The organism is Phytobacter palmae (genome assembly GCF_039409775.1).
Classification (GTDB): domain Bacteria; phylum Pseudomonadota; class Gammaproteobacteria; order Enterobacterales; family Enterobacteriaceae; genus Phytobacter; species Phytobacter palmae.
Genome location: NZ_JBCIVJ010000019.1, coordinates 17,482 through 38,718, shown reverse-complemented (window position 1 = coordinate 38,718; position 21,237 = coordinate 17,482). Strand labels below are relative to the sequence as shown.

General features: G+C 52.5%; 17 protein-coding genes and 4 tRNA genes. 4 read left to right on the top strand and 17 right to left on the bottom strand.

From position 1 onward, the window contains the following. Positions 1-1,197, top strand: a complete 1,197-nt coding sequence (gene hemY, locus AAIG39_RS20070) for a protoheme IX biogenesis protein HemY (protein WP_090088451.1) — start codon at positions 1-3, stop codon at positions 1,195-1,197. Positions 1,198-1,384: 187 nt separating this feature from the next. Continuing rightward, entirely contained in the window at positions 1,385-2,593 is a 1,209-nt protein-coding gene (locus AAIG39_RS20065; protein ID WP_343194574.1) for an MFS transporter, read from the top strand. A 526-nt stretch (positions 2,594-3,119) separates the two neighbouring features. Here the strand turns inward: AAIG39_RS20065 and AAIG39_RS20060 are convergent. The 17 genes from AAIG39_RS20060 to trxA all read right to left on the bottom strand — a co-directional run bounded on the left by AAIG39_RS20060 (position 3,120) and on the right by trxA (position 18,313). After that, a tRNA-Pro gene (locus tag AAIG39_RS20060) sits at positions 3,120-3,196 on the bottom strand. A 38-nt stretch (positions 3,197-3,234) separates the two neighbouring features. After that, a tRNA-Leu gene (locus AAIG39_RS20055) sits at positions 3,235-3,320 on the bottom strand. A 28-nt stretch (positions 3,321-3,348) separates the two neighbouring features. After that, positions 3,349-3,424, bottom strand: a tRNA-His gene (locus AAIG39_RS20050). Between the two features lie 67 nt (positions 3,425-3,491). Next, a tRNA-Arg gene (locus AAIG39_RS20045) sits at positions 3,492-3,568 on the bottom strand. Positions 3,569-3,670: 102 nt separating this feature from the next. Then, complete coding sequence (gene thrP, locus AAIG39_RS20040; protein ID WP_090088446.1) at positions 3,671-5,056, bottom strand: bifunctional threonine/serine APC transporter ThrP; 1,386 nt, start codon at positions 5,054-5,056, stop codon at positions 3,671-3,673. Between the two features lie 233 nt (positions 5,057-5,289). Then, positions 5,290-6,030: a lipopolysaccharide N-acetylmannosaminouronosyltransferase gene (gene wecG, locus AAIG39_RS20035; RefSeq protein ID WP_343194573.1), complete on the bottom strand. Its 741-nt coding sequence runs from the start codon at positions 6,028-6,030 to the stop codon at positions 5,290-5,292. 12 nt (positions 6,031-6,042) lie between these two features. After that, entirely contained in the window at positions 6,043-7,383 is a 1,341-nt protein-coding gene (gene wzyE, locus AAIG39_RS20030; protein ID WP_343194572.1) for an ECA oligosaccharide polymerase, read from the bottom strand. Further along, positions 7,383-8,459, bottom strand: coding sequence for a TDP-N-acetylfucosamine:lipid II N-acetylfucosaminyltransferase (locus tag AAIG39_RS20025; RefSeq protein WP_343194571.1), 1,077 nt, complete (start codon positions 8,457-8,459; stop codon positions 7,383-7,385). Before AAIG39_RS20025 ends, wzyE begins: the two co-directional genes overlap by 1 nt. Next, positions 8,456-9,706 carry a lipid III flippase WzxE gene (gene wzxE / locus AAIG39_RS20020; RefSeq protein ID WP_249572465.1) on the bottom strand — a complete coding sequence of 417 codons (1,251 nt, stop codon included), beginning with the start codon at positions 9,704-9,706 and terminating at the stop codon, positions 8,456-8,458. The genes AAIG39_RS20025 and wzxE overlap by 4 nt, the downstream gene beginning before the upstream one ends. Position 9,707: 1 nt before the next feature. Further along, the gene (gene rffA, locus AAIG39_RS20015) at positions 9,708-10,838 is read right to left on the bottom strand and encodes a dTDP-4-amino-4,6-dideoxygalactose transaminase (RefSeq protein ID WP_090088433.1); all 1,131 of its coding nucleotides are present in this window, start codon (positions 10,836-10,838) and stop codon (positions 9,708-9,710) included. 4 nt (positions 10,839-10,842) lie between these two features. Next, positions 10,843-11,520 (bottom strand): dTDP-4-amino-4,6-dideoxy-D-galactose acyltransferase, encoded by a 678-nt coding sequence (gene rffC / locus AAIG39_RS20010; RefSeq protein ID WP_343194570.1) that lies wholly within the window; start codon positions 11,518-11,520, stop codon positions 10,843-10,845. An 11-nt stretch (positions 11,521-11,531) separates the two neighbouring features. Continuing rightward, positions 11,532-12,794: a UDP-N-acetyl-D-mannosamine dehydrogenase gene (wecC, locus tag AAIG39_RS20005; RefSeq protein ID WP_090088429.1), complete on the bottom strand. Its 1,263-nt coding sequence runs from the start codon at positions 12,792-12,794 to the stop codon at positions 11,532-11,534. Beyond that, complete coding sequence (wecB, locus tag AAIG39_RS20000) at positions 12,791-13,921, bottom strand: non-hydrolyzing UDP-N-acetylglucosamine 2-epimerase (RefSeq protein ID WP_343194569.1); 1,131 nt, start codon at positions 13,919-13,921, stop codon at positions 12,791-12,793. The genes wecC and wecB overlap by 4 nt, the downstream gene beginning before the upstream one ends. Positions 13,922-13,977: 56 nt before the next feature. Further along, the gene (gene wzzE, locus AAIG39_RS19995) at positions 13,978-15,024 is read right to left on the bottom strand and encodes an ECA polysaccharide chain length modulation protein (RefSeq protein ID WP_090088425.1); all 1,047 of its coding nucleotides are present in this window, start codon (positions 15,022-15,024) and stop codon (positions 13,978-13,980) included. Positions 15,025-15,037: 13 nt separating this feature from the next. Next, a complete protein-coding gene (gene wecA, locus AAIG39_RS19990) occupies positions 15,038-16,141 on the bottom strand; it encodes a UDP-N-acetylglucosamine--undecaprenyl-phosphate N-acetylglucosaminephosphotransferase (protein ID WP_090088423.1) in 1,104 nt (367 codons plus the stop codon). A gap of 242 nt (positions 16,142-16,383) precedes the next feature. Next, complete coding sequence (gene rho / locus AAIG39_RS19985) at positions 16,384-17,643, bottom strand: transcription termination factor Rho (RefSeq protein WP_023479599.1); 1,260 nt, start codon at positions 17,641-17,643, stop codon at positions 16,384-16,386. A 340-nt stretch (positions 17,644-17,983) separates the two neighbouring features. Next, a complete protein-coding gene (gene trxA / locus AAIG39_RS19975; RefSeq protein WP_039077011.1) occupies positions 17,984-18,313 on the bottom strand; it encodes a thioredoxin TrxA in 330 nt (109 codons plus the stop codon). Between the two features lie 144 nt (positions 18,314-18,457). Here trxA and rhlB point away from each other — a divergent pair, with 144 nt between their 5' ends. Next, complete coding sequence (gene rhlB / locus AAIG39_RS19970; RefSeq protein WP_090088421.1) at positions 18,458-19,723, top strand: ATP-dependent RNA helicase RhlB; 1,266 nt, start codon at positions 18,458-18,460, stop codon at positions 19,721-19,723. Between the two features lie 4 nt (positions 19,724-19,727). Next, positions 19,728-21,212, top strand: coding sequence for a guanosine-5'-triphosphate,3'-diphosphate diphosphatase (gppA, locus tag AAIG39_RS19965; protein ID WP_343194568.1), 1,485 nt, complete (start codon positions 19,728-19,730; stop codon positions 21,210-21,212). Positions 21,213-21,237 lie beyond the last annotated feature (25 nt).

The window sequence follows — 21,237 nt, the reverse complement described above, 5'->3', positions numbered from 1 at the left end:
ATGCTGAAAGTATTATTACTCTTTGCGCTGTTGCTAGCTGGCATCGTGCTGGGTCCGATGATCGCGGGTCATCAGGGCTATGTACTTATCCAGACTGACAATTACAACATTGAAACCAGCGTCACTGGCCTGGTCATTATTCTGGTACTGGCGCTGTTGGTGCTTTTTGCCCTTGAATGGCTGTTGCGCCGTATTTTCCGCACCGGTGCGCATACGCGTGGCTGGTTCGTTGGCCGTAAACGTCGCCGCGCACGTAAACAGACAGAGCTGGCGCTCATCAAGCTGGCAGAAGGTGATTATCAGCAGGTTGAAAAGCTGATGGCGAAAAATGCCGATCACGCACAACAACCCGTGGTGAACTACTTACTGGCGGCCGAAGCAGCACAACAGCGTGGCGATGAAGTGCGTGCGAATCAGCATCTTGAGCGTGCCGCAGAGCTGTCGGAAAACGATCCAATTCCGGTCGAAATTACCCGCGTCCGTCTGCAACTGGCACGTAATGAAAATCATGCCGCGCGCCATGGTGTTGACCGACTGCTGGAGATTACTCCGCGCCATCCGGAAGTATTGCGTCTGGCGGAACAGGCTTACATCCGCACCGGCGCATGGAGTTCACTGCTGGATATCATTCCATCGATGGCAAAAGCGAACGTTGGCGATGAGGCGCATCGCGAAGCACTCCAGCAACAAGCCTGGATCGGGCAAATGGATCAGGCGCGTGCCGATCTGGGAAGCGAGGGGCTAAGAAGCTGGTGGAAAAATCAGAGTCGCAAAACCCGTCATCAAATTCCCTTGCAGGTAGCAATGGCAGAACACCTTATCGAATGTGAAGATCACGATACGGCCCAGGCGATCCTTCTGGATGGGCTAAAACGGCAGTATGACGACCGCCTGGTTTTGGTGATCCCGCGCCTGAAAACCAATAATCCTGAGCAGGTAGAAAAAGTCCTGCGCCAGCAAATCAAAACGCAGGGCGACCGACCAATGCTCTGGAGTACGCTGGGACAATCGCTGATGAAACACGGCGAGTGGAAAGAGGCCTGCCTGGCGTTTCGTGCTGCGCTGAAACAACGCCCGGATGCATTCGATTATGCCTGGCTTGCAGACTGCCTCGATCGGCTGCACCAGCCGGAAGAGGCGGCGGCGATGCGTCGTGATGGCCTGCTACTCACGTTGCAGAACAATCCACCTTCCTGATCGTCTGCCGGGGTCGTAAGACCCCGGTTTTTTTTGCCTGGCTGACATTTCTGAATATCCTGTGCTAGAGTTTTCCAGTCTCTGTTAATGGAATCCTTTTCCCAATGTAACGATCTCCCCGGGTTAACTCTTTTCTGTCTATGCAGCGCCTGCTGCAGGAAATAACTCGCTTTGGGAAATCGTCATTATGAATACCCTGTTATTCGCGCTCATCCGTGCGCTGCGCACGCACCGCTGGCTGCGGCTGCTCCTTTGCGCATTTGTCTTATCTTCACTGGGTAATGGCCTGACACAGATTCTGGTCTTCGGTCAGCTCTTGCGCTGGCACGCCTCACCTTCAACGCTCACTCTCGCTTATATGCTGGCAACACTACCGGGCTTTGTGGGTAGCCTGGCGGGAGAAAAGCTCTGTCGCCGCCTGTCGCCCGTGTCTCTTTTAATCTTCGCAGAACTGTTGGGTATGCTCGCCCTCGTCCTTCCGTTGACTGGACTCGTCTGTCACAACATTCCTGCGTTGCTGATGGTTCAGTCGACAGAGGCGTTTCCTGGCGGGATGTCCTGGCCTGCTCTGGCGTTAGTATTCAAGCGAGGGCTCACACATGATGAACTGCCTGCGGCTACGGGAATGGAGAGCGTTATTTTTGCCTCTCAGGTATTACTGGGAACGGGAGCCGGCGTGCTGTTGTTCGACCATGTTGCGCCGTTAATATTGCTGAGTATCGATGCACTTAGTTTTCTGGCATCGGTGGTTCTGCTCATACTGACACGGGCACGTTATCACGCCCATAACAGCGGCAATAGCGATAACGGCCAACTCTCACTCACCGTAGCATGGCCTTCGCTGACCGCCGCACAAAAACGCAGCCTGCTGATCCTGCCTGCCCTTGCCGCAGTCGGCTCGCCAGCCATGGCATTATTACCCGCGCTGGCGCAGCAGATACGCCCTGACGACGCTACCGGGCTGGCATTGCCCCTATTGTTCGCCCGTAGCCTGGGACAGCTTTGTGGTCCGCTGCTGCTAAATGGTGAGAAATTGCCGCACTATGCCCGCCGCAATTACCTGTTACTGCTGTGCCTGGCTATTTTCCTTGGAGCATACGGTCTTCTGCCATTGCTCTCAGGTGAGAAGACTGCGGCGCTGGGGCTTATTTTTATCGCCCATCTGGCCTCGAATGTGGTCTTTGCTGTCGGTACGTTTAGTCTGCTTGCCGGGTTTAGCGGAGATGAGATACCGGCGGCCAGCGCAAAAGCGTGGCGCTGGCAAACGTTGACAGCCACTTTGATGACGACCATTGCGGCCTGGCTTGCCAGCGAATGGGGTGCAACTCAGGCACTCTATAGCGTATCACTAAGCGCATTGCTTCTGATGAGTGTTGTGATGGCGCGCTACCGATAATAAGACATAAAAAAACGCCTGCTCAAGAGCAGGCGTTAAAACAGGTCTGTTTGACAACATAAATGGGTGCTTCACTCAACGTAGTGTCCATGGTGTTTGATGAGGCCGAAGCGACATCTGTCAGTGGACGATAAGCACCGTAAACGGCTCTGCATCATTCCGGAGTTTATGAGGCCAGAAGGCGAACATAAGAGGTGGAATGAGCATCTACACGTATATTATTGCACATAATGTGCCAGGTTGGCATTAGCAAAACAGCACGCTTAAGTTGTTTTCAGATAACAGGAAATTCGCGCTCTGCGGCGGTAATCGCCCCTGTTTCGCCGTCGTACCCGACCCTTTATTGTCGTCGTCAGGAGACAGCCACAATGCCAGGCAGCCTAATCCTTATAAAACAAAGAATTACATGTCGCCAATCGACGACAAAGGTGAGTTGAGTTGTCGCTGATACGCAACACCGTAAAAGGAGAGGTTTTCCAGAATGGAAAAACAAAAAACCCCGCTTTATTCAAGCGGGGTTCAAAAGTGGTCGGCGAGAGAGGATTCGAACCTCCGACCCACTGGTCCCAAACCAGTTGCGCTACCAAGCTGCGCTACTCGCCGATGTACTGCTTTTTGAATTTTTTGTTCAATCTAAGTTGTGGTGCGAGGGGGGGGACTCGAACCCCCACATCCTAAGGACACTAACACCTGAAGCTAGCGCGTCTACCAATTCCGCCACCTTCGCATTCCACTAAACTTTTACTACTAAATAATGGGGTGGCTAATGGGACTCGAACCCACGACAACTGGAATCACAATCCAGGGCTCTACCAACTGAGCTATAGCCACCACTACAAATCTTTTCACGCGGCCCTGCAAGTTTCACAGGCCACCGCAGCTCAAGCGCCGAATTTAATGGCGCGCCCGACAGGATTCGAACCTGAGACCTCTGCCTCCGGAGGGCAGCGCTCTATCCAGCTGAGCTACGGGCGCTTAGCGCCGTTGCGGGGGTGGATAATACTGACTTCCCCCCCCTCTGTCTAGTGCCTTTTTAAATAAAATGCGCGTTTGGTTATGCTTTGCGCATTTTGCTGATTATTCCCCCACTCGCTGCGTCACAGCGTGGCGGTTTAACCCCAGCACTTTATAGATAACGCTTACCGCTGCCATGAAGATGATACCGACAAACAGCGACATACGCGTATCTTCATTGAAAGCCATACCAATCAGTACGCACACCAGGAATGCCATGGTCGCGTAGTTCGCCCACGGAAACATCACGGAGCGGAACGGATGGCTGGCAATCGCCTGACGATGCGCATGGCGGAATCGCAATTGGCTAATCAGAATCACAAACCACGGTACCATGCCGGGTAATACGCTGGCGCTGTAGACATAGACAAACACGCGCTGCGGGTTAGGAATGATGTAGTTCAGACAGGAGCCAATCAGCAGGATAATGATAGAAATGGTCACACCAGCAACGGGAACACCGTTTTTTGACACTTTCGCCACACCCGCCGGTAACTGGCGGTTTTTCGCCAGTGCGTAGAGCATGCGTCCACAGCTGTACATACCGCTGTTACAGCCAGACAGTGCAGCCGTCAGTACAACAAAGTTGATGATACCTGCCGCTGCGGTAATGCCGATTTTGGCGAAGGTCAGAACAAAGGGGCTACCGTTCGTTCCGATCTCATTCCACGGGAAGATAGTCACGATAACGAAAATCGCGCCCACATAAAAAATCAGGATACGCCATAGCACCTTGCTTACCGCGCTGCGCAGCGTTACCTGCGGGTTTTTCGCCTCACCGGCTGTGATACCAATAAGTTCTACGCCCTGGTATGAAGCCACAACGATACACAGCGCCGTCAGAAAGCCCTTCCAGCCGCCGGCAAAGAAGCCGCCATGTTCGGTCAGGTTGCTAAAGCCAATTGCGTGGCCGCCATTACCGAAGCCAAAGAAGATAACGCCCAGCCCCACGATGATCATCACGATAATGGTGGTGACTTTGATCATTGCAAACCAGAATTCAATTTCCCCGTACAGGCGCACCGCGGCCAGGTTCGCTACTGCGACCAGCCCAACGGCAATCAGCGCGGGTATCCACTGCGCCAGGTCAGGGAACCAAAACTGTACATAGACGCCGATGGCCGTAATTTCGGAGATACCCACCGCCATCCACATAAACCAGTATGACCAGGCGGTAAGATAACCAAAAAAGGGGCTCATATAACGGTGCGCGTAAACGGCGAAGGAACCGGTGACGGGCTCCAGGAAGAGCATTTCGCCCATTGAGCGCATGATAAAGAAGACAAAAAGACCGGCGATGATGTACGCCAGTAGCACGGAAGGGCCAGCCCATTTTAATGTGCTTGCGGCTCCCATAAAGAGCCCTACACCTATCGTGCCGCCCAGGGCAATCAATTCAATGTGACGAGACTCCAGGCCGCGCTGGAGCTCGGGTTTGTTTTCAGCCATATAACCTCTGTCGTGTTTGCAACTTTCCCGCTGTACGGGTTGTTTTTATGAGAATAACGTGCGTCAACACTCATCCGGAGGCGATAACCGCGCAAAATATACCGGGATGATGCATTGAGTGAGCGAATGGTTTCTTAAAATGACAAAAATGGCAAATGATGTGTAAAAAAAATCTGGGTATCGCACAATAAAAAAGCGAATGCCCCGTATCAACGGGGCATGTCAGGAGATAATTACAGATTACCGCGATAATGCCAGGACAAATAACGCAGCAGACGTAGCTGTCGCGTGACGCGGCTTGGCTGTGAAAGCAGGCGATACAGCCACTCAAGCCCCAGCCGCTGCCAGATGCCTGGCGCCCGTTTTACATAACCGGTAAAGACATCGTAGGTACCGCCGACCCCCATATAGAGGGCGTGAGCATAGACTTCGCGGCAGTCGCGCATCAATATCTCCTGACGCGGTGAACCCATCGCGACGGTCACTATTTTCGCCCCGCTCGCGCGGATCCGCTCAAACAGGCTCTGCCTGTCTTCGGCACGGAAATAACCGTCCTGGCTGCCAACGATATTGACCTGCCACTGTTTACGCAGCTTATCTTCCGTTTGCTCCAGCACTTCTGGCTTTCCACCTAACAAAAATACCGGCGTCCCTTCACGTCCCGCTCTTTCCATCAGCGCTTCCCAGAGATCGGCCCCCGCAACACGTTCAACGCGTGCCTGCGGAAATTTCTTACGAATTGACCGTACCACGCTAATACCATCGGCATATTTGAATTCAGCCGCCTCAATCAGCGACCTCACTTGCGGGCTGTCCTCAATCGTGAGCATTTTTTCAGCGTTGATGGCGACCAGCGTTCCTTCCCTGAGTGCGCCACCGGCATATAAATAGTCCAGTGCATGTTGCATATCACGCCAGCCAATCAATTTCAGCCCACGCAGCTCATACACCGGAGCCACAGTGTTGTCAGCCATTCGTATCCTTAGTCAGACCTGCGACAGAGAGGTGCCGCGCTTGTTAATCAACCCGGCACTATCAAAAAGCCAGTACAACAGTTTCGCCATCAGCAGGCAGGCGCCAAAGATGACGAGGAAAAAGACCACTCGAGAAGCAAATGCATCCAGCCCTTCACGCGCCAGCACGATCATATTGAAAATGGCACCAAAACAGAAGCTGTGCAAAATGGCGGCCTTGTAGCGGTTGGTCTCCCGGTTGGCAAGGGTATACAACCAGTCAAACCACTTGATAATCAGCCCGACCACTACCGCGCCCAGCGGAATAAACCAGACACCGCCCATCACCACCAGTGAGCCAATCAGGGTTGGAGAAATCGCCAGACCCGAGTGGTTATTCAACACTTCCCACGTAAAATAGTTGGCCGAATTCAATACAATGCCCGGGCGTGAAGGCCACAACCAGGTGGGGATAAAGACATAGAAATCACGGACTATCGGGGCTAACCCCTGGAAATCGATCTTGTCGTAATTCTGCAGCAGCAACGACAGGTTCTCCCAGGGCGAGAAGGTATCGCGGGTGAGATACAGGAAGGTATAAAACGCCTCATCGCCGCTGACATTGAGCCCGTAGCGTTTAAGCGCCAGCCAGAACATGCCGACAATGCCCATCACCCCTGCCGCTGCAAGCATCCACAGCGAAATCCAGCCACGAATAATCCCGATAAACAAGAAGATAGCGAAAGCAATGATGATGTTCGCGCGCGTCCCGCCCACAATCATGTAGGTCAGCAGGCCAAACGCCACGGTACTGACCAGGAAAAACAGCCACGCCCGTCCATCCTGACGCAGAAAATAGACCACCAGCATGGCGGGAATGAAGAAATAGAAGAACCGCTTGAGCGCGACACCGGAGACTTCGCTGGAAAAAATCTGGCTATAAGAATGCAGACGGAACAGTAAAAAGCCGTTATGCATGAAAAAGATCCCCACGCTTACCAGCGCAAGAATCATCAGCATCGCACAGGTTAAATGCGTTTCCACCCGATTTACGGTAAACAGAGGACGGCGCGCGTCCACACGGGATGACGCACGCAACCGCGTTTTATACGTCACATAGTAAACACCGTAAAAACAGGCCGCAGCCAGCAATGACTGTAGCATAACGCCTGGCGGTGCCACGCCAACATCGAAGCGAAACACCAGAATACTGGTCAATGGAAAACCGAAGAAAAACGTTAGCAAAAACAGCAATGAAAAGAAGACATTGAAATTAAAGCGCACGCGGCGGAACTCAAACCACGTCAGCGTAGCGATAAACAACGTCGCCAGCAGCCAGATGATCAGCAACCCACTGAATTCAAGCGGACTCATCACGCCTCCCCTGCGGCAATACGCAACGCCTGGTGCCAGGGTGCAATAAAGTTTGGGCTAAAGAAGGTGATACCGTCTTTGTCGACCACCAGCAACTGACGCTGCGCCTCACGAATGACCGCTTCATTCAGCATATCATCGGTGAACAGCACCGGAACGCCTTCTTCCACCATATCCCGCCAGAACGGGTTCTTGCGGTTTAGCACACAGGGCACTCCTGCCTGAATCAACAGACACAGCGTGCCGATCCCTTGCTGGCGCGCGAAGATACAATAGCCCAGGTCGCACTGGCTCAACAGCGCCAGGTAATCATCAAATGCCATCTTCTCGTTAAGGATACGCAAATTGTCCGGGCTAAACAGTGCGAGCCCGGCCTGACGAACCTGCTCAATGTAGGCTTCGTTATTTGCCGGGTAGCCCATTGGCACAATAATGTTTACCGTATCGCCAAACTGGCGATGAATCGCTTTTAAGGCTGCGATATGTTCATTGCTCGGATCGCCGGAATTCCCTACCAGGAGCGTCAACGTGCCCTCGCGCTGAATTTCATAGCCCAGAGTGTTGAGTGCCGGGTCCATACGCGTTGGAAAGTACAGTAACTCACCGCGTACATCCGGGTGTTGGTCTGCGAACCAGGCCAGATCGCCACGGGTCGCGAAAATAGTGCCAACCCTTCCCTGTGCCAGACGCCGCAACGGGTAAAACAGGCGGAATTTCAGACTACGGGAGACCTCATACAGATCGGCACCCCAGGCGTGCCAGTGAAATTGTGAGTGCTTAATCGCCCCGCGTAACAGTGCCAGCCAGATACCCGTGTTGAATTGACCATGAAAAAAGAAACGCTGCTGCCTGTTGGCCTGCGCTTTGGCAATAACTGCCTTCGCCAGCGCCTGTTTACTACCATAAAAATGCAGATGCAGGTCAGGATAAGCCTCACTCATGCCATTATCCTGCCCGGCGAGCATAAATTCACGGGCATGAATGCCCGTTGCTGCGAGATGTTCATTAAAGAAACGCAGCACGGTTTGATTATGATGAGGGATATCCGATCCCAGTACGTGTATGAGTGCCGTCATGCCCGTCTACGCCAGAGTAAAAACACGCCACAACAGAGGGCGAAATAAATAATGTAGGTTGCCATATAGGCCTGTGCCGCTCCTGCCGCACCGTGGGCCGGGATCAGGAGGCGGGAAAAAAAGGTCAGCAATACAAACTGGCTCACCTCCGCCAGGATATAAAACCGCAGCGAGGCTTTCGCGATAACCAGATAACCAAAAACGTAAGCGCCCACTTTCAATACGTCCCCCACCAGTTGCCAGGCAAACAGGTCACGCATCGCCATAAATTTGTCAGAAAAGAGCAGCCAGATCGCCACGTCACGCAACAACCATACACAGAAACTCACAGCAGCCACTGCTGGTAATACAAAGCGCAGTGACTTCACGATCTCACGGGTAATGTCCTGTTTTGTGGCGAGCCTCGAGAGAGTAGGTAGCAGATAGACGCTAAACGAGGCGGTAATAAATTGTAGATAAGCATCGGAGATGCTGCTTACCCCTTGCCAGATTCCCACGTCATCCCAGCTGTAATGGGCAGCCAGCAGGTTTCGCATCATCACATAGGCCAGCGGGATCGTGACTGAGGTAATAAGCGCCATCAGGGTGAATTTGCTGAGTTGCCCGGCCAGTCCGTTATCCCAGCGCGGGCGAAAATAGCTTAACGGGACGTGGCTACGGCGCGCCAGCAATAGCATTGCCGGGAAGACCACCAGCGCAGGCACCAGCGCCATACCCAGCAACGCCCCCTGATAATCACCCAATTTATAGCAAAGATACCAGGCGGCCACTCCCACCACGCTGCCTATAATCAGTGACAGCGCGTTACCCGCCGCATCGCGAAAACCTTTCATCACCGCCAGCAGCAGGTTCGCCCAGGCAATTCCCATTTGCACCAGCGCCACCAGCCGCACCAGCCCCTGATAATCGGCATGGCCAAACAAACCGCGACTTACAGGGCCCGCCGCCAACAAAAAGATCAGCGCCAGCAGCATGGAGAAGCCCAGTACTATGGCTGAAGACGTGCCGACAACCTCGCGTAACCGCGAGGGGTCGTCATGGTGTTGGGAGACAAATTTCGTCACGCCATTAAAGATACCCGCACCTGCAAGCACACCCAGCACAATGATCAACTGACGAAAATTACCCGCCTGCCCAACCCCGGAGGGACCATAGGCCAGCGCCAGCAATTTGACCACCAGTAACCCGGCGCCAATCTTGACAAGCGTACTTGCCGCCGTCCAGACAGAAGCTTTTGCCAGCGACATGTTAGCGGAAGTAACTCAGTAGCGTGTTAATCACGGTACGCTGGTTAACAGGGGCGAGATTGTAGAACAGAGGCAGACGAAGCAAACGCTCACTTTCCTGCGTCGTATAACGATCCTCACCGTGGAACTCACCAAATTTCGCCCCGGCAGGTGATGCATGTAGCGGAATATAATGGAACACAGAGAGAATCTCGGCCTCTTTCAGGAAGGCGATGAGCTTGCTGCGATCCTCTTCATCACGCAGTTTGATATAAAACATATGGGCGTTATGACCGCACTCTTCGGGGATCGATGGCAGCGTAATCCGCCCGGCACGTGCCAGCGGCGACAATGCGTCGAAATAGGTTTGCCACAGGGACAAACGTTGCTGATTGATACGATCTGCTGCTTCAAGCTGCGCCCATAAATAAGCCGCCTGTAAATCCGCCATCAGATAGCTCGAGCCAATATCGCGCCAGGTGTATTTATCCACCTGCCCACGGAAGAACTGACTACGGTTAGTCCCTTTTTCGCGGATGACTTCCGCACGCTCAATCAGCGCGCGATCATTAATCAGCGTCGCGCCGCCTTCGCCACCCGCAGTATAGTTTTTCGTTTCATGGAAGCTAAAGCAGCCAATATGCCCGATAGTACCCAACGCCCGGCCTTTATAGGTGGACATCACTCCCTGCGCGGCATCTTCCACCACAAACAGGTCATGCCGTTTGGCAATGGCCATAATCGTGTCCATTTCACAGGCCACGCCGGCATAATGAACCGGCACAATGGCACGGGTATTTTCGGTGATTGCCTCTTCAATACGGGTTTCGTCGATATTGAGCGTATCCGGGCGGATATCCACAAAGACGATCTTCGCGCCACGCAGTACGAAAGCATTAGCCGTAGAAACAAAGGTATAGCTTGGCATGATCACTTCATCGCCAGGCTGAATATCCAGCAGCAGTGCCGCCATCTCCAGTGATGCGGTACAGGAGGGGGTCAGTAGCACTTTCGGGCTATGGAAACGCTGTTCCATCCACTGCTGGCAGCGACGGGTAAAACCACCGTCACCGCACAGCTTGCCGCTGCTCATCGCCGACTGCATGAAGTCGAGTTCCGTTCCCACCACAGGAGGGGCATTAAAAGGGATCATAGAGTCACCTGTATAACCAGTAGGCGGTACTTTCCATTATCGCACCGCTGCGAGTGTAGCGTCTGATAGCCGCAAGGTTGCCCATCTGAGTCGCCACACGAATTGTCTTAAGCTGCCGCTGTTGTGCCCAATAACAGGCTGCCTGCATCAGTTTTTCGCCCGCGCCGCGCCCGCCCAGCAAACCAATCCGGGCTTCCTGTGCATCGAGTTGACGCATGGAGACAAAAGCCTCGATATCGCCATTTGTTCCGCGAAATAGCAGACATTCATGGTCAAATACGCCTTTCACCGCGTTTTCAATCCATTGCGCGTAAAAACGCCCGCTGGCATCTTCGGGATACCAGGGCGCGCGGAATCGGCTCTGGCTGAACATTATCGCCGCCATCTGACGCAACGGGGCGATATCGCCTGTTACTGCCGTCTGTGCCTGTGGATCGACGACCTGTACCGGAACCGATAATGCGAAATCAGCTTCACCTTCAACCAGTCGAAAGCCAAGTTGCTGCAACGCATCAAGTTGTTGCGCACTGGATGCGGAGATTTTTGCCTGTATACGCGGCCAACTGTCGAAAGCAGAAGCATTAAGCACCGGGCCATCGTCCTGCAAACGCACGATGGCGCTGCGCAGACCAAAGAATTCACTTTCCCATGCCAGTTCGTCGATATTGCCATGTAGTGTCATGGGAAGTGACCTCAGCGCCATACGCCTTTGGTATCAACAATATATTGCTGGCGCACATTATCGCCCGCGATAGCTTTGAATTCTTTGTGATCGACCAGCATGACCAGCACATCAGCTTGCGACATTGCATCCTCGAGGCTGACCAGCATGCTTTGGCCTGCCAGGCGGGGGGGCAACTGATGAATATTCGGCTCTACCACCAGCGTTTCGCCGCTATGCCACTGGGCTATGCTGTGGGCAATTTCCATTGCCGGGCTTTCTCGCAGGTCGTCAATATTGGGTTTAAATGCCAGACCAAAACAGGCAATTTTTACGTCGCTGGCGCGCTTATCACTTGCTGCCAGACAATCGGCGACGGTTGCTTTAACCTGGTTCATTACCCAGTGTGGCTTACTGTCATTCACTTCACGTGCGGTTCGAATCAGGCGGGCCTGCTGTGGGTTCTGTGCCACGATAAACCACGGATCAACGGCAATACAGTGACCGCCAACGCCGGGGCCGGGCTGCAGAATATTCACGCGCGGGTGGCGATTTGCCAGACGAATCAGTTCCCAGACATTAATGCCCTGGTCAGCGCAAATGAGCGACAATTCATTGGCAAACGCGATGTTGACGTCACGGAAGCTATTTTCCGTCAGTTTGCACATTTCAGCGGTACGGGAGTTCGTCACCACACACTCGCCTTCAAGAAAAATGTTATACAGCTCGCTGGCGCGTGCCGAGCATACGGGCGTCATACCACCAATAACCCGGTCATTTTTGATAAGCTCAACCATGACCTGGCCTGGCAATACACGCTCCGGGCAATAGGCAATATTGATATCTGCCTGCTCTCCCGCCTGCTGCGGGAAAGTTAAGTCCGGGCGAGCCGCAGCCAGCCAGTCTGCCATTTGTTCCGTCGCCCCGACTGGCGATGTTGATTCAAGGATAACCAGCGATCCTTTTTTCAGCACGGGCGCAATGGATTTTGCCGCTGCTTCAACAAATGTCATATCCGGCTCATGTTCGCCTTTAAAAGGGGTCGGAACGGCAATCAAATAGGCATCTGCTGCTACCGGTGTCGTGCTGGCACGTAGCCAGCCGCTTTCAACAGCGGTTTTGACGACCTTGTCCAGTTCAGGCTCAACAATATGAATCTCCCCGCGATTAATGGTCTCCACGGCATGAGGATTGATATCAATCCCTACCACTTCTTTTTGCTGTGAGGCGAAAGCCGCCGCAGTTGGCAGTCCAATATAGCCAAGGCCAATGACGGAAATCGTTTTGAAACTCATAGTGTTACCCGATTGTTTTTTAGTGCATGCAAAATTCGACCACAGGCCTGCCCGTCTCCGTACGGATTGTGCGCACGGCTCATGGCCTGCCAGGCATCATTGTCATAAAGCAGGCGTGATACCTCTTCAACGATACGCAGGCTGTCTGTACCAATTAACCTGACGGTTCCGGCTTCAATGGCTTCCGGACGTTCTGTGGTGTCACGCATCACCAGAACAGGCTTACCAAGCGAAGGGGCTTCTTCCTGAATACCACCGGAGTCAGTGAGAATCAGCCAGGCGCGATTCATTAACCACAGGAAGGGCAAATAGTCTTGCGGTTCTATCAGCGTGACATTTTCCACATGACCGAGAATACGGTTCACTGGTTCGCTGACATTAGGATTAAGGTGTACCGGATAAACAATCTGCACATTGTCATGCTGGGAGGCAATTTCCGCCAGCGCATGACAGATATGTTCAAAGCCGAGACCGAAACTCTCCCGACGATGTCCGGTAACCAGAATCAGTTTTTTGTTGTTATCAAGGAAGGGATAACGTGACGCCAGCTCTTCCTCAAGTGAAGGGTTGTTCAGCACACTATCACGCACCCAAAACAGCGCATCAATAACGGTATTGCCGGTAACAAAAATATGTTTATCCGCGACGTTTTCACGCAGCAAGTTATGGCGGGAGTTTTCCGTCGGCGCGAAATGGTACAGCGCCAGATGACCAGTTAACGTGCGATTGGCCTCTTCCGGCCATGGCGATGACAGATCTCCCGTACGCAACCCTGCCTCCACATGCCCGACAGGAATGCGCTGGTAAAACGCAGCCAGACTTGCGGCGATAGTGGTTGTCGTGTCGCCGTGAACCAGTAGGACATCGGGACGGAAAGATTCCAGGATAGGTTTAAGCCCTTCCAGAATACGACAAGTAATTTCTGTCAGCCCCTGCCCGGGCCGCATAATATTCAGGTCATAATCCGGAACAATAGAAAAAAGATTCAATACCTGATCGAGCATTTCCCGATGCTGCGCAGTGACGCATACCTTCGCGTCGAAATCAGGGTCCCTTGCCAGCGCGTGTACCAGAGGCGCCATCTTAATGGCTTCTGGTCGTGTGCCAAATACGGTCAGTACTTTCACAACGATTCTCTTCGATTAGGTAATGAAGGCACGAAGCCTTCATCTTAGACTGCGTGTCAAAATGATCGACGACGCGTTAATGCAACACCAGCTCCGATGAGGGCCCCCACCACACCCCACATGATCATAAGGAAGGCACGACGCGGGCTGTCGCGTTTTACCGGTTCTTCAGGTGTGCGCAAATATCGATAAGTCTGAAAACGGGGATCAAACGTAGGGCCCACATTCAGCGTATTAAGCATGGCTCGGTTTTGGAAGTAGTCCAGATCGTACTCAGGCCCTACCGCACGCAAATTTTCCAGGCGCGCCTGCAACATCGGGCGACCTAATAAAAACATTTCCGAATCCGGCAATTCATCCGCCGGTACTTCTGTTTCACTACGGGAGATATTGTGTTCTTCTGCCACCTTCAGCGCCTGCTCGACGTTGCTCACGCGACGCTTGAAAAGGCTATTGGCAACTTCTTCCTGACGCTTGACCTGCGCTTTCATTTGAATCGTACGAGCCGCCCACGCCCCTTTAAGCTCATCGTTCAGATGGCGTGCAGCGCGCTGGCTGGCAAAAGCCACATACTGGCGCAGCAAATTATTAGCATCAGGCGCAGTTTCAGCCGTCAGCTTGACATTGTCGTTAAGGTTGCGCGTAACATCTCCCGGCGTGTACTGGATGTAGTTGATTAAATCATCCAGCATGGCGGCGTCTGCTTTGCTGTTGCCGACTTTTCGCTGCTTGAAATAGTCTGTCTGCATCCAGAAGTCACGCCGTGTATCCCATGACGCCAGTTGCATCACAAACTCTTTATACGCCTCATCCATGACAGAAATCTGGTCTACAGGTGCGAGATTCGCCTTAACGTCCAGGTTACGCAGGAATTGTTGCTGTGAATAAAACCCACCCAACATATTTACCGTGGGCCGATCGGTGATGGCTGTAGCCCCCCACTCCTGACGAGCAAAGAACGTCCAGGTTAAGGCGATTAACGCAAAAAGTAGCGCAATCCCGCAAATCCATAATTTCCCGGCCCATAAAGTACGAAACAGACCACGAATATCCAGCTCGTTTTCCGTACCCGCTGTAGGTATTCCCGACAATGGTTGAGTCATCGCTTTCCCAGATTTACTTGGTTAAGGTTGGTTTTTGACCGCTATTACGGCGCATTCTGCGCTTCACACGCTTTATCAACCGCGCCACTTTCCATGCGCGTTTGATGCAGTAGCCATATAAGAAAAAGGATAGCAAAAATAATGCCAACATCACCCATTCAGGAATGAAGTGGAGGTACTCGGTTAACACGCCAACCGACGCCAGCAACGCCGCCGCAAGTGTGATCAACACAAAGGCCTGCCGCGAGGTAAACCCGGCACGCATAATAAGATGGTGAATATGCTGACGGTCCGCTGAGAACGGACTCATCCCTTTTCGCAAGCGACGATACATGATCGCCACCATGTCCATTAATGGGATTGCGATAATCCACAATGCGGTAACCGGGCTAATAGGGTGGGTCTTACCCTGCGTAGTTTCGAGCAAAATCCAGATAAGTGTGAAACCGATAAAGGTGCTGCCGGCATCGCCCATAAAAACTTTGTAGCGCCTTCCCAGTACGCCGAGGTTTAACATAATGTACGGGAGGATCGCGGCAATCATGGCAAAACACCACATCGCGAGGCTGATTTGACCGTCAAACCATAAGATGATGCCGATAGCGGCAAAGGAGACACAGGACAACCCCCCCAACAAACCATCAATGCCATCAACCATGTTGAAAGCGTTAATGGCAGCCCAGACGGCAAAGAGTGTCAGCAAATAACCAAACGGCCCCAGTACCATTTCCCAGGTACCAAAGATGTAGCCCAGGCTACTGAGATAGAGTTTACCGACCGACATCATAACTATCGCAACAAGCGCCTGAATCATTGCGCGAATTTTGACACTGATGTCGTAGCGATCATCAAGCGCTCCCACGAACACCAGAATCCCGGCGCAGAGCAGATACAAGACCGCATGGGGAATGTAGTAATCAGCAATACCGAAAGTGAAGCAGATACCTGCGAAAACTGAGATACCCCCAACCAGCGGAATCAAACCCTGATGCCGTTTACGAAAGTTGGGCTTATCCACCAGACCGACGCGCTTCGCTACTTTTCGGGCGAAGAATAAAAACGCGGTCGTGAATAAGAAAATACTGAATAATTCAGTAAACGCAGTGAGTAAATTCACAATGCATGCTCTCAGCGAATGTTAATCCTGGCAGTATAACGACGATGCCTCACTCCAAAAAGAAGAAAGCAGGTCATTCACAGGCGTTTTAGTATGTTTCTTAAGCAATCAGGATATTGATTGCTTAGGTATTTGTGTTGAGCTGGCCTGTAGCGGACGGTGCCTGTCCCAATGCATATAGCGTATAGTCCATAAAAGAAAAACGCCACGTAAAAACGTGGCGTTTCCTGGCTTTATTTCTATTAAGAGCGCTTCATCATGTCGAAGAATTCATCATTCGTCTTCGTCATTGCCAACTTATTAATGAGAAACTCCATTGCGTCGATTTCACCCATCGGATGGATGATTTTGCGCAGGATCCACATTTTTTGTAACTCTTCTTGCGTGGTAAGCAGCTCTTCCTTACGGGTACCGGAACGGTTGTAGTCGATTGCCGGGAAGACGCGTTTTTCAGCGATCTTACGAGAGAGATGCAGCTCCATGTTACCGGTGCCTTTAAACTCTTCGTAGATAACTTCGTCCATTTTGGAACCGGTATCGATAAGGGCAGTAGCGATAATGGTCAGGCTGCCGCCCTCTTCAACGTTACGCGCAGCACCGAAGAAACGCTTCGGACGGTGCAGGGCGTTGGCATCCACACCACCGGTCAATACTTTACCGGAAGCGGGAACCACGGTGTTGTATGCACGCGCCAGACGAGTGATAGAGTCAAGCAGAATGATAACGTCTTTCTTGTGCTCAACCAGGCGTTTCGCCTTCTCAATCACCATTTCCGCAACCTGAACGTGACGAGATGCTGGTTCGTCGAAGGTGGAAGCAACAACTTCGCCTTTCACCAGACGCTGCATCTCGGTCACTTCTTCCGGACGTTCGTCGATGAGCAGAACCATCAGTACGCAATCCGGGTGGTTGTAGGCAATGCTCTGCGCAATATTCTGCAACAGCATCGTTTTACCGGCTTTCGGCGGTGCAACAATCAGACCGCGCTGACCGCGACCAATTGGCGAAGCCAGATCCAGCACACGTGCCGTTAAATCTTCGGTGGAACCGTTACCCCGTTCCATGCGCAGGCGAGAGTTCGCGTGCAGCGGCGTTAAGTTCTCAAACAGAATCTTGTTACGCGCGTTCTCCGGCTTGTCGTAGTTAACCTCGTTAACTTTCAACAATGCAAAGTAACGTTCACCCTCTTTCGGAGGACGAATCTTACCAGAAATGGTGTCACCAGTGCGGAGGTTGAAACGGCGGATTTGGCTGGGGGATACGTAGATGTCATCAGGACCGGCGAGGTAGGAGCTGTCTGCGGAGCGGAGGAAACCAAATCCATCCTGCAGAATCTCCAGCACACCGTCGCCAAAGATATCTTCGCCACTCTTTGCGTGCTGCTTCAGGATGGCAAAAATAATGTCCTGTTTGCGCATACGGGCCAGGTTTTCCAGCCCCATATTTTCGCCGAGAGTGATCAGCTCAGAAACCGGCGTATTCTTTAATTCGGTAAGATTCATAGTGGTGTGGGTTCTTAAACTCGGGGTAAAACTCGAACTTAATGTTGTGAATGGTATGGCAGGGTCATCCATGCCTGTTAACGGCCATCACTTATGTCCAATCGCTGCCTGGTCAAAGGTAAATACGCAGAACTGAAACGACAAGACGGAAAAGTGACAAGCCCGGAATCTATCCACTTCTCTCGCGAGGCTAAGCTCAACGGGAAGCGTCGGGTAAAACAAGATTCAAACTACAAGGTATGTTTACAACGAAGTCAAAACTAAATTAGCACGACTGAAGCCGGGCGTCCAGCGATCCACATAATTTAGAAGGCTGGCGCACCGGCTGAGATTCGAGGAGTTACGCCAGATTAGCGTCCAGGAACTCTTTCAGTTGCCCTTTAGACAGCGCGCCCACTTTGGTCGCAGCCACTTCGCCGTTTTTGAACAGCAGCAGGGTCGGAATACCACGGATACCGTACTTCGGCGCAGTACCTGGATTCTGGTCGATATTCAGCTTCGCGACGGTCAGTTTACCTTCGTATTCGCTAGCGACTTCATCCAGGATCGGGGCGATCATTTTGCACGGACCGCACCACTCTGCCCAGAAATCGACGAGAACCAGCCCGTCCGCTTTGAGTACATCCGTGTCAAAACTATCGTCAGTCAGGTGAATAATTTTATCGCTCATATATAACTCCACAGGAATAAGCCTGGTATGTTGGTGTAGCATAAAACAACAACGTGTTGATGCCACATTAACCAACTAAAGGTTGACTTTATTTCACCGGATACGCTTTCGTAAAGCAATAGTAAGCTGATATTCTACCACACTATGAGCAAAACACATTTAACTGAACAGAAGTTTTCCGACTTCGCCCTGCACCCTAAGGTGATTGAAGCCCTTGAAACTAAAGGGTTTCATAATTGTACGCCCATACAGGCACTGGCCCTTCCGCTGACGCTGGAAGGTCGTGATGTAGCAGGGCAGGCGCAAACCGGTACTGGCAAAACGATGGCGTTTTTAACGTCAACGTTTCATTATCTTCTTTCTCATCCGGCGATTGATGATCGCAAGGTGAATCAGCCGCGCGCGCTTATTATGGCGCCAACCCGTGAATTGGCTGTGCAAATCCACGCTGATGCGGAACCGCTGGCGCAATCTACCGGCATGAAGCTGGGCCTGGCCTATGGCGGCGACGGTTATGACAAGCAGTTAAAAGTGCTTGAGAGCGGCGTCGATATTCTTATCGGCACCACCGGTCGCCTTATCGATTACGCAAAACAGAACCATATTAACCTGGGCGCGATTCAGGTCGTGGTTCTCGACGAAGCCGATCGCATGTACGATCTGGGCTTTATCAAAGATATCCGCTGGTTGTTCCGCCGCATGCCGCCAGCAACTGCGCGTCTGAATATGCTTTTCTCCGCAACGCTCTCTTACCGTGTACGCGAACTGGCCTTCGAGCAGATGAACAACGCCGAGTATGTTGAAGTCGAACCAGAGCAGAAAACAGGCCACCGTATTAAAGAAGAACTCTTCTACCCTTCGAATGAAGAGAAGATGCGTCTGCTACAAACCTTAATCGAAGAAGAGTGGCCGGATCGCGCTATCATCTTTGCCAATACCAAACACCGTTGTGAAGATATCTGGGGTAGTCTTGCCGCAGACGGTCATCGTGTTGGTTTGCTGACGGGCGATGTCGCACAGAAGAAGCGCCTGCGTATTCTGGATGAATTTACCCGCGGCGATCTGGATATTCTGGTCGCGACTGACGTTGCGGCGCGCGGTCTGCATATCCCGGCGGTAACGCATGTATTTAACTACGATCTGCCGGACGACTGTGAAGACTACGTCCACCGTATTGGTCGTACCGGTCGCGCTGGCGCCAGTGGTCACTCTATCAGCCTGGCGTGTGAAGAATACGCACTGAACCTGCCGGCGATTGAAACCTACATAGGACACTCTATTCCGGTGAGCAAGTACAACCCGGATGCTCTGCTAAGTGATCTGCCACCCGCGAAACGCCTGACGCGTGCGCGTTCCGGCAATGGCCCGCGCCGCAGCGGTGCACCACGTAATCGTCGTCGTTCAGGTTAAAGATATGCTCGCTTCCGCCTCGCTCTATGCGGCTATTGATTTAGGCTCAAACAGTTTTCATATGCTGGTTGTGCGCGAGGTGGCTGGAAGCATCCAGACGCTTACCCGCATCAAACGTAAGGTTCGCCTGGCTGCGGGCTTGAGTCAGGAAAACGTACTTTCGCAGGAAGCAATGGAGCGCGGCTGGCAGTGTCTGCGCCTTTTTTCAGAACGGCTTCAGGATATTCCTCCGGCGCAAATTCGTGTCGTCGCCACAGCGACGCTTCGTCTGGCAGTCAATGCCAGTGAATTCATCAGCAGAGCGCAGGAAATCCTCGGCTGCCCGGTGCAGGTCATCAGCGGAGAGGAAGAAGCACGTCTTATTTATCAGGGTGTTGCGCATACTACCGGCGGATCCGATCAGCGGCTTGTGGTCGATATTGGTGGTGCCAGTACAGAGCTTGTTACCGGAACAGGTGCTCAGGCTACATCACTGTTCAGCCTGTCCATGGGTTGCGTAACCTGGCTTGAACGCTTTTTCACCGATCGTAATCTTGGGCAGGAAAATTTCGACGCTGCGGAAAAAGCCGCGCGCGATGTTTTACGCCCGGTTGCCGATGAGCTTCGCCATCACGGCTGGCAGGTCTGCGTCGGTGCTTCTGGCACCGTACAGGCATTGCAGGAAATCATGATGGCGCAGGGGATGGATGAACGCATCACCCTGCCCAAACTCCAGCAGTTGAAACAGCGCGCCATCCAGTGTGGACGTCTTGAAGAACTGGAGATCGAAGGCCTTACGCTGGAACGTACCCTGGTTTTTCCGAGCGGACTGGCTATTCTCATCGCTATTTTCACCGAGATGAATATCCAGAGTATGACGCTGGCCGGCGGCGCGCTGCGCGAAGGGCTGGTCTATGGCATGCTGCATCTGACCGTTGATCAAGATATCCGCCGCCGTACGCTGCGTAATATCCAGCGCCGTTTTATCATCGACACCGATCAGGCAAAACGCGTTTCTACCCTGGCGACGCAGTTTGCCAGTGCGGTCGCTAATGAGTGGGATTTAGATGCCTATAGCATCGAAATTCTGCAAGTTGCCAGCGAACTGCATGAAATTGGTCTAAGCATTGAATTTAAGCAGGCACCCCTTCACGCGGCCTGGCTGGTACGCAATCTGGACTTACCAGGATTTACACCAGCGCAGAAAAAGTTGCTCGCAACGCTGTTATTAAACCAGACGAACCCGGTTGATCTCTCTTCTTTGCATCAACAAAACGCTGTCCCACCGCGGGTCGCAGAACATCTTTGTCGCTTACTGCGCCTGGCGATTATTTTTGCCAGCCGCCGCCGCGATGATCTCCTGCCTAAGATCGATATTTCCGCCAAAGGGGAAGCATTGACTCTGGTCTTACCGCACGGCTGGCTGGAAAGTCATCCGTTAGGCGCCGAAGTCATTGAGCAGGAAAGCCAGTGGCAAAGTTACGTTCACTGGCCGCTTGAGTTGAAATAAATCGCTTCTGCCTCTCACGGTCGGG

Bases quoted from the DNA above. Each gene is read 5' to 3' on its own strand.
- trxA (WP_039077011.1), bottom strand. From the start codon at position 18,313: ATGAGCGATAAAATTATTCACCTGACTGACGATAGTTTTGACACGGAT.
- hemY (WP_090088451.1), top strand. From the start codon at position 1: ATGCTGAAAGTATTATTACTCTTTGCGCTGTTGCTAGCTGGCATCGTG.
- wzxE (WP_249572465.1), bottom strand. From the start codon at position 9,706: ATGTCGCTGGCAAAAGCTTCTGTCTGGACGGCGGCAAGTACGCTTGTC.
- wecG (WP_343194573.1), bottom strand. From the start codon at position 6,030: ATGGCTGACAACACTGTGGCTCCGGTGTATGAGCTGCGTGGGCTGAAA.
- wecC (WP_090088429.1), bottom strand. From the start codon at position 12,794: ATGAGTTTCAAAACGATTTCCGTCATTGGCCTTGGCTATATTGGACTG.
- gppA (WP_343194568.1), top strand. From the start codon at position 19,728: ATGCTCGCTTCCGCCTCGCTCTATGCGGCTATTGATTTAGGCTCAAAC.
- thrP (WP_090088446.1), bottom strand. From the start codon at position 5,056: ATGGCTGAAAACAAACCCGAGCTCCAGCGCGGCCTGGAGTCTCGTCAC.
- wzzE (WP_090088425.1), bottom strand. From the start codon at position 15,024: ATGACTCAACCATTGTCGGGAATACCTACAGCGGGTACGGAAAACGAG.
- rffC (WP_343194570.1), bottom strand. From the start codon at position 11,520: ATGACACTACATGGCAATATCGACGAACTGGCATGGGAAAGTGAATTC.
- AAIG39_RS20025 (WP_343194571.1), bottom strand. From the start codon at position 8,459: ATGACGGCACTCATACACGTACTGGGATCGGATATCCCTCATCATAAT.
- rho (WP_023479599.1), bottom strand. From the start codon at position 17,643: ATGAATCTTACCGAATTAAAGAATACGCCGGTTTCTGAGCTGATCACT.
- AAIG39_RS20065 (WP_343194574.1), top strand. From the start codon at position 1,385: ATGAATACCCTGTTATTCGCGCTCATCCGTGCGCTGCGCACGCACCGC.
- rffA (WP_090088433.1), bottom strand. From the start codon at position 10,838: ATGATCCCTTTTAATGCCCCTCCTGTGGTGGGAACGGAACTCGACTTC.
- rhlB (WP_090088421.1), top strand. From the start codon at position 18,458: ATGAGCAAAACACATTTAACTGAACAGAAGTTTTCCGACTTCGCCCTG.
- wzyE (WP_343194572.1), bottom strand. From the start codon at position 7,383: ATGAGTCCGCTTGAATTCAGTGGGTTGCTGATCATCTGGCTGCTGGCG.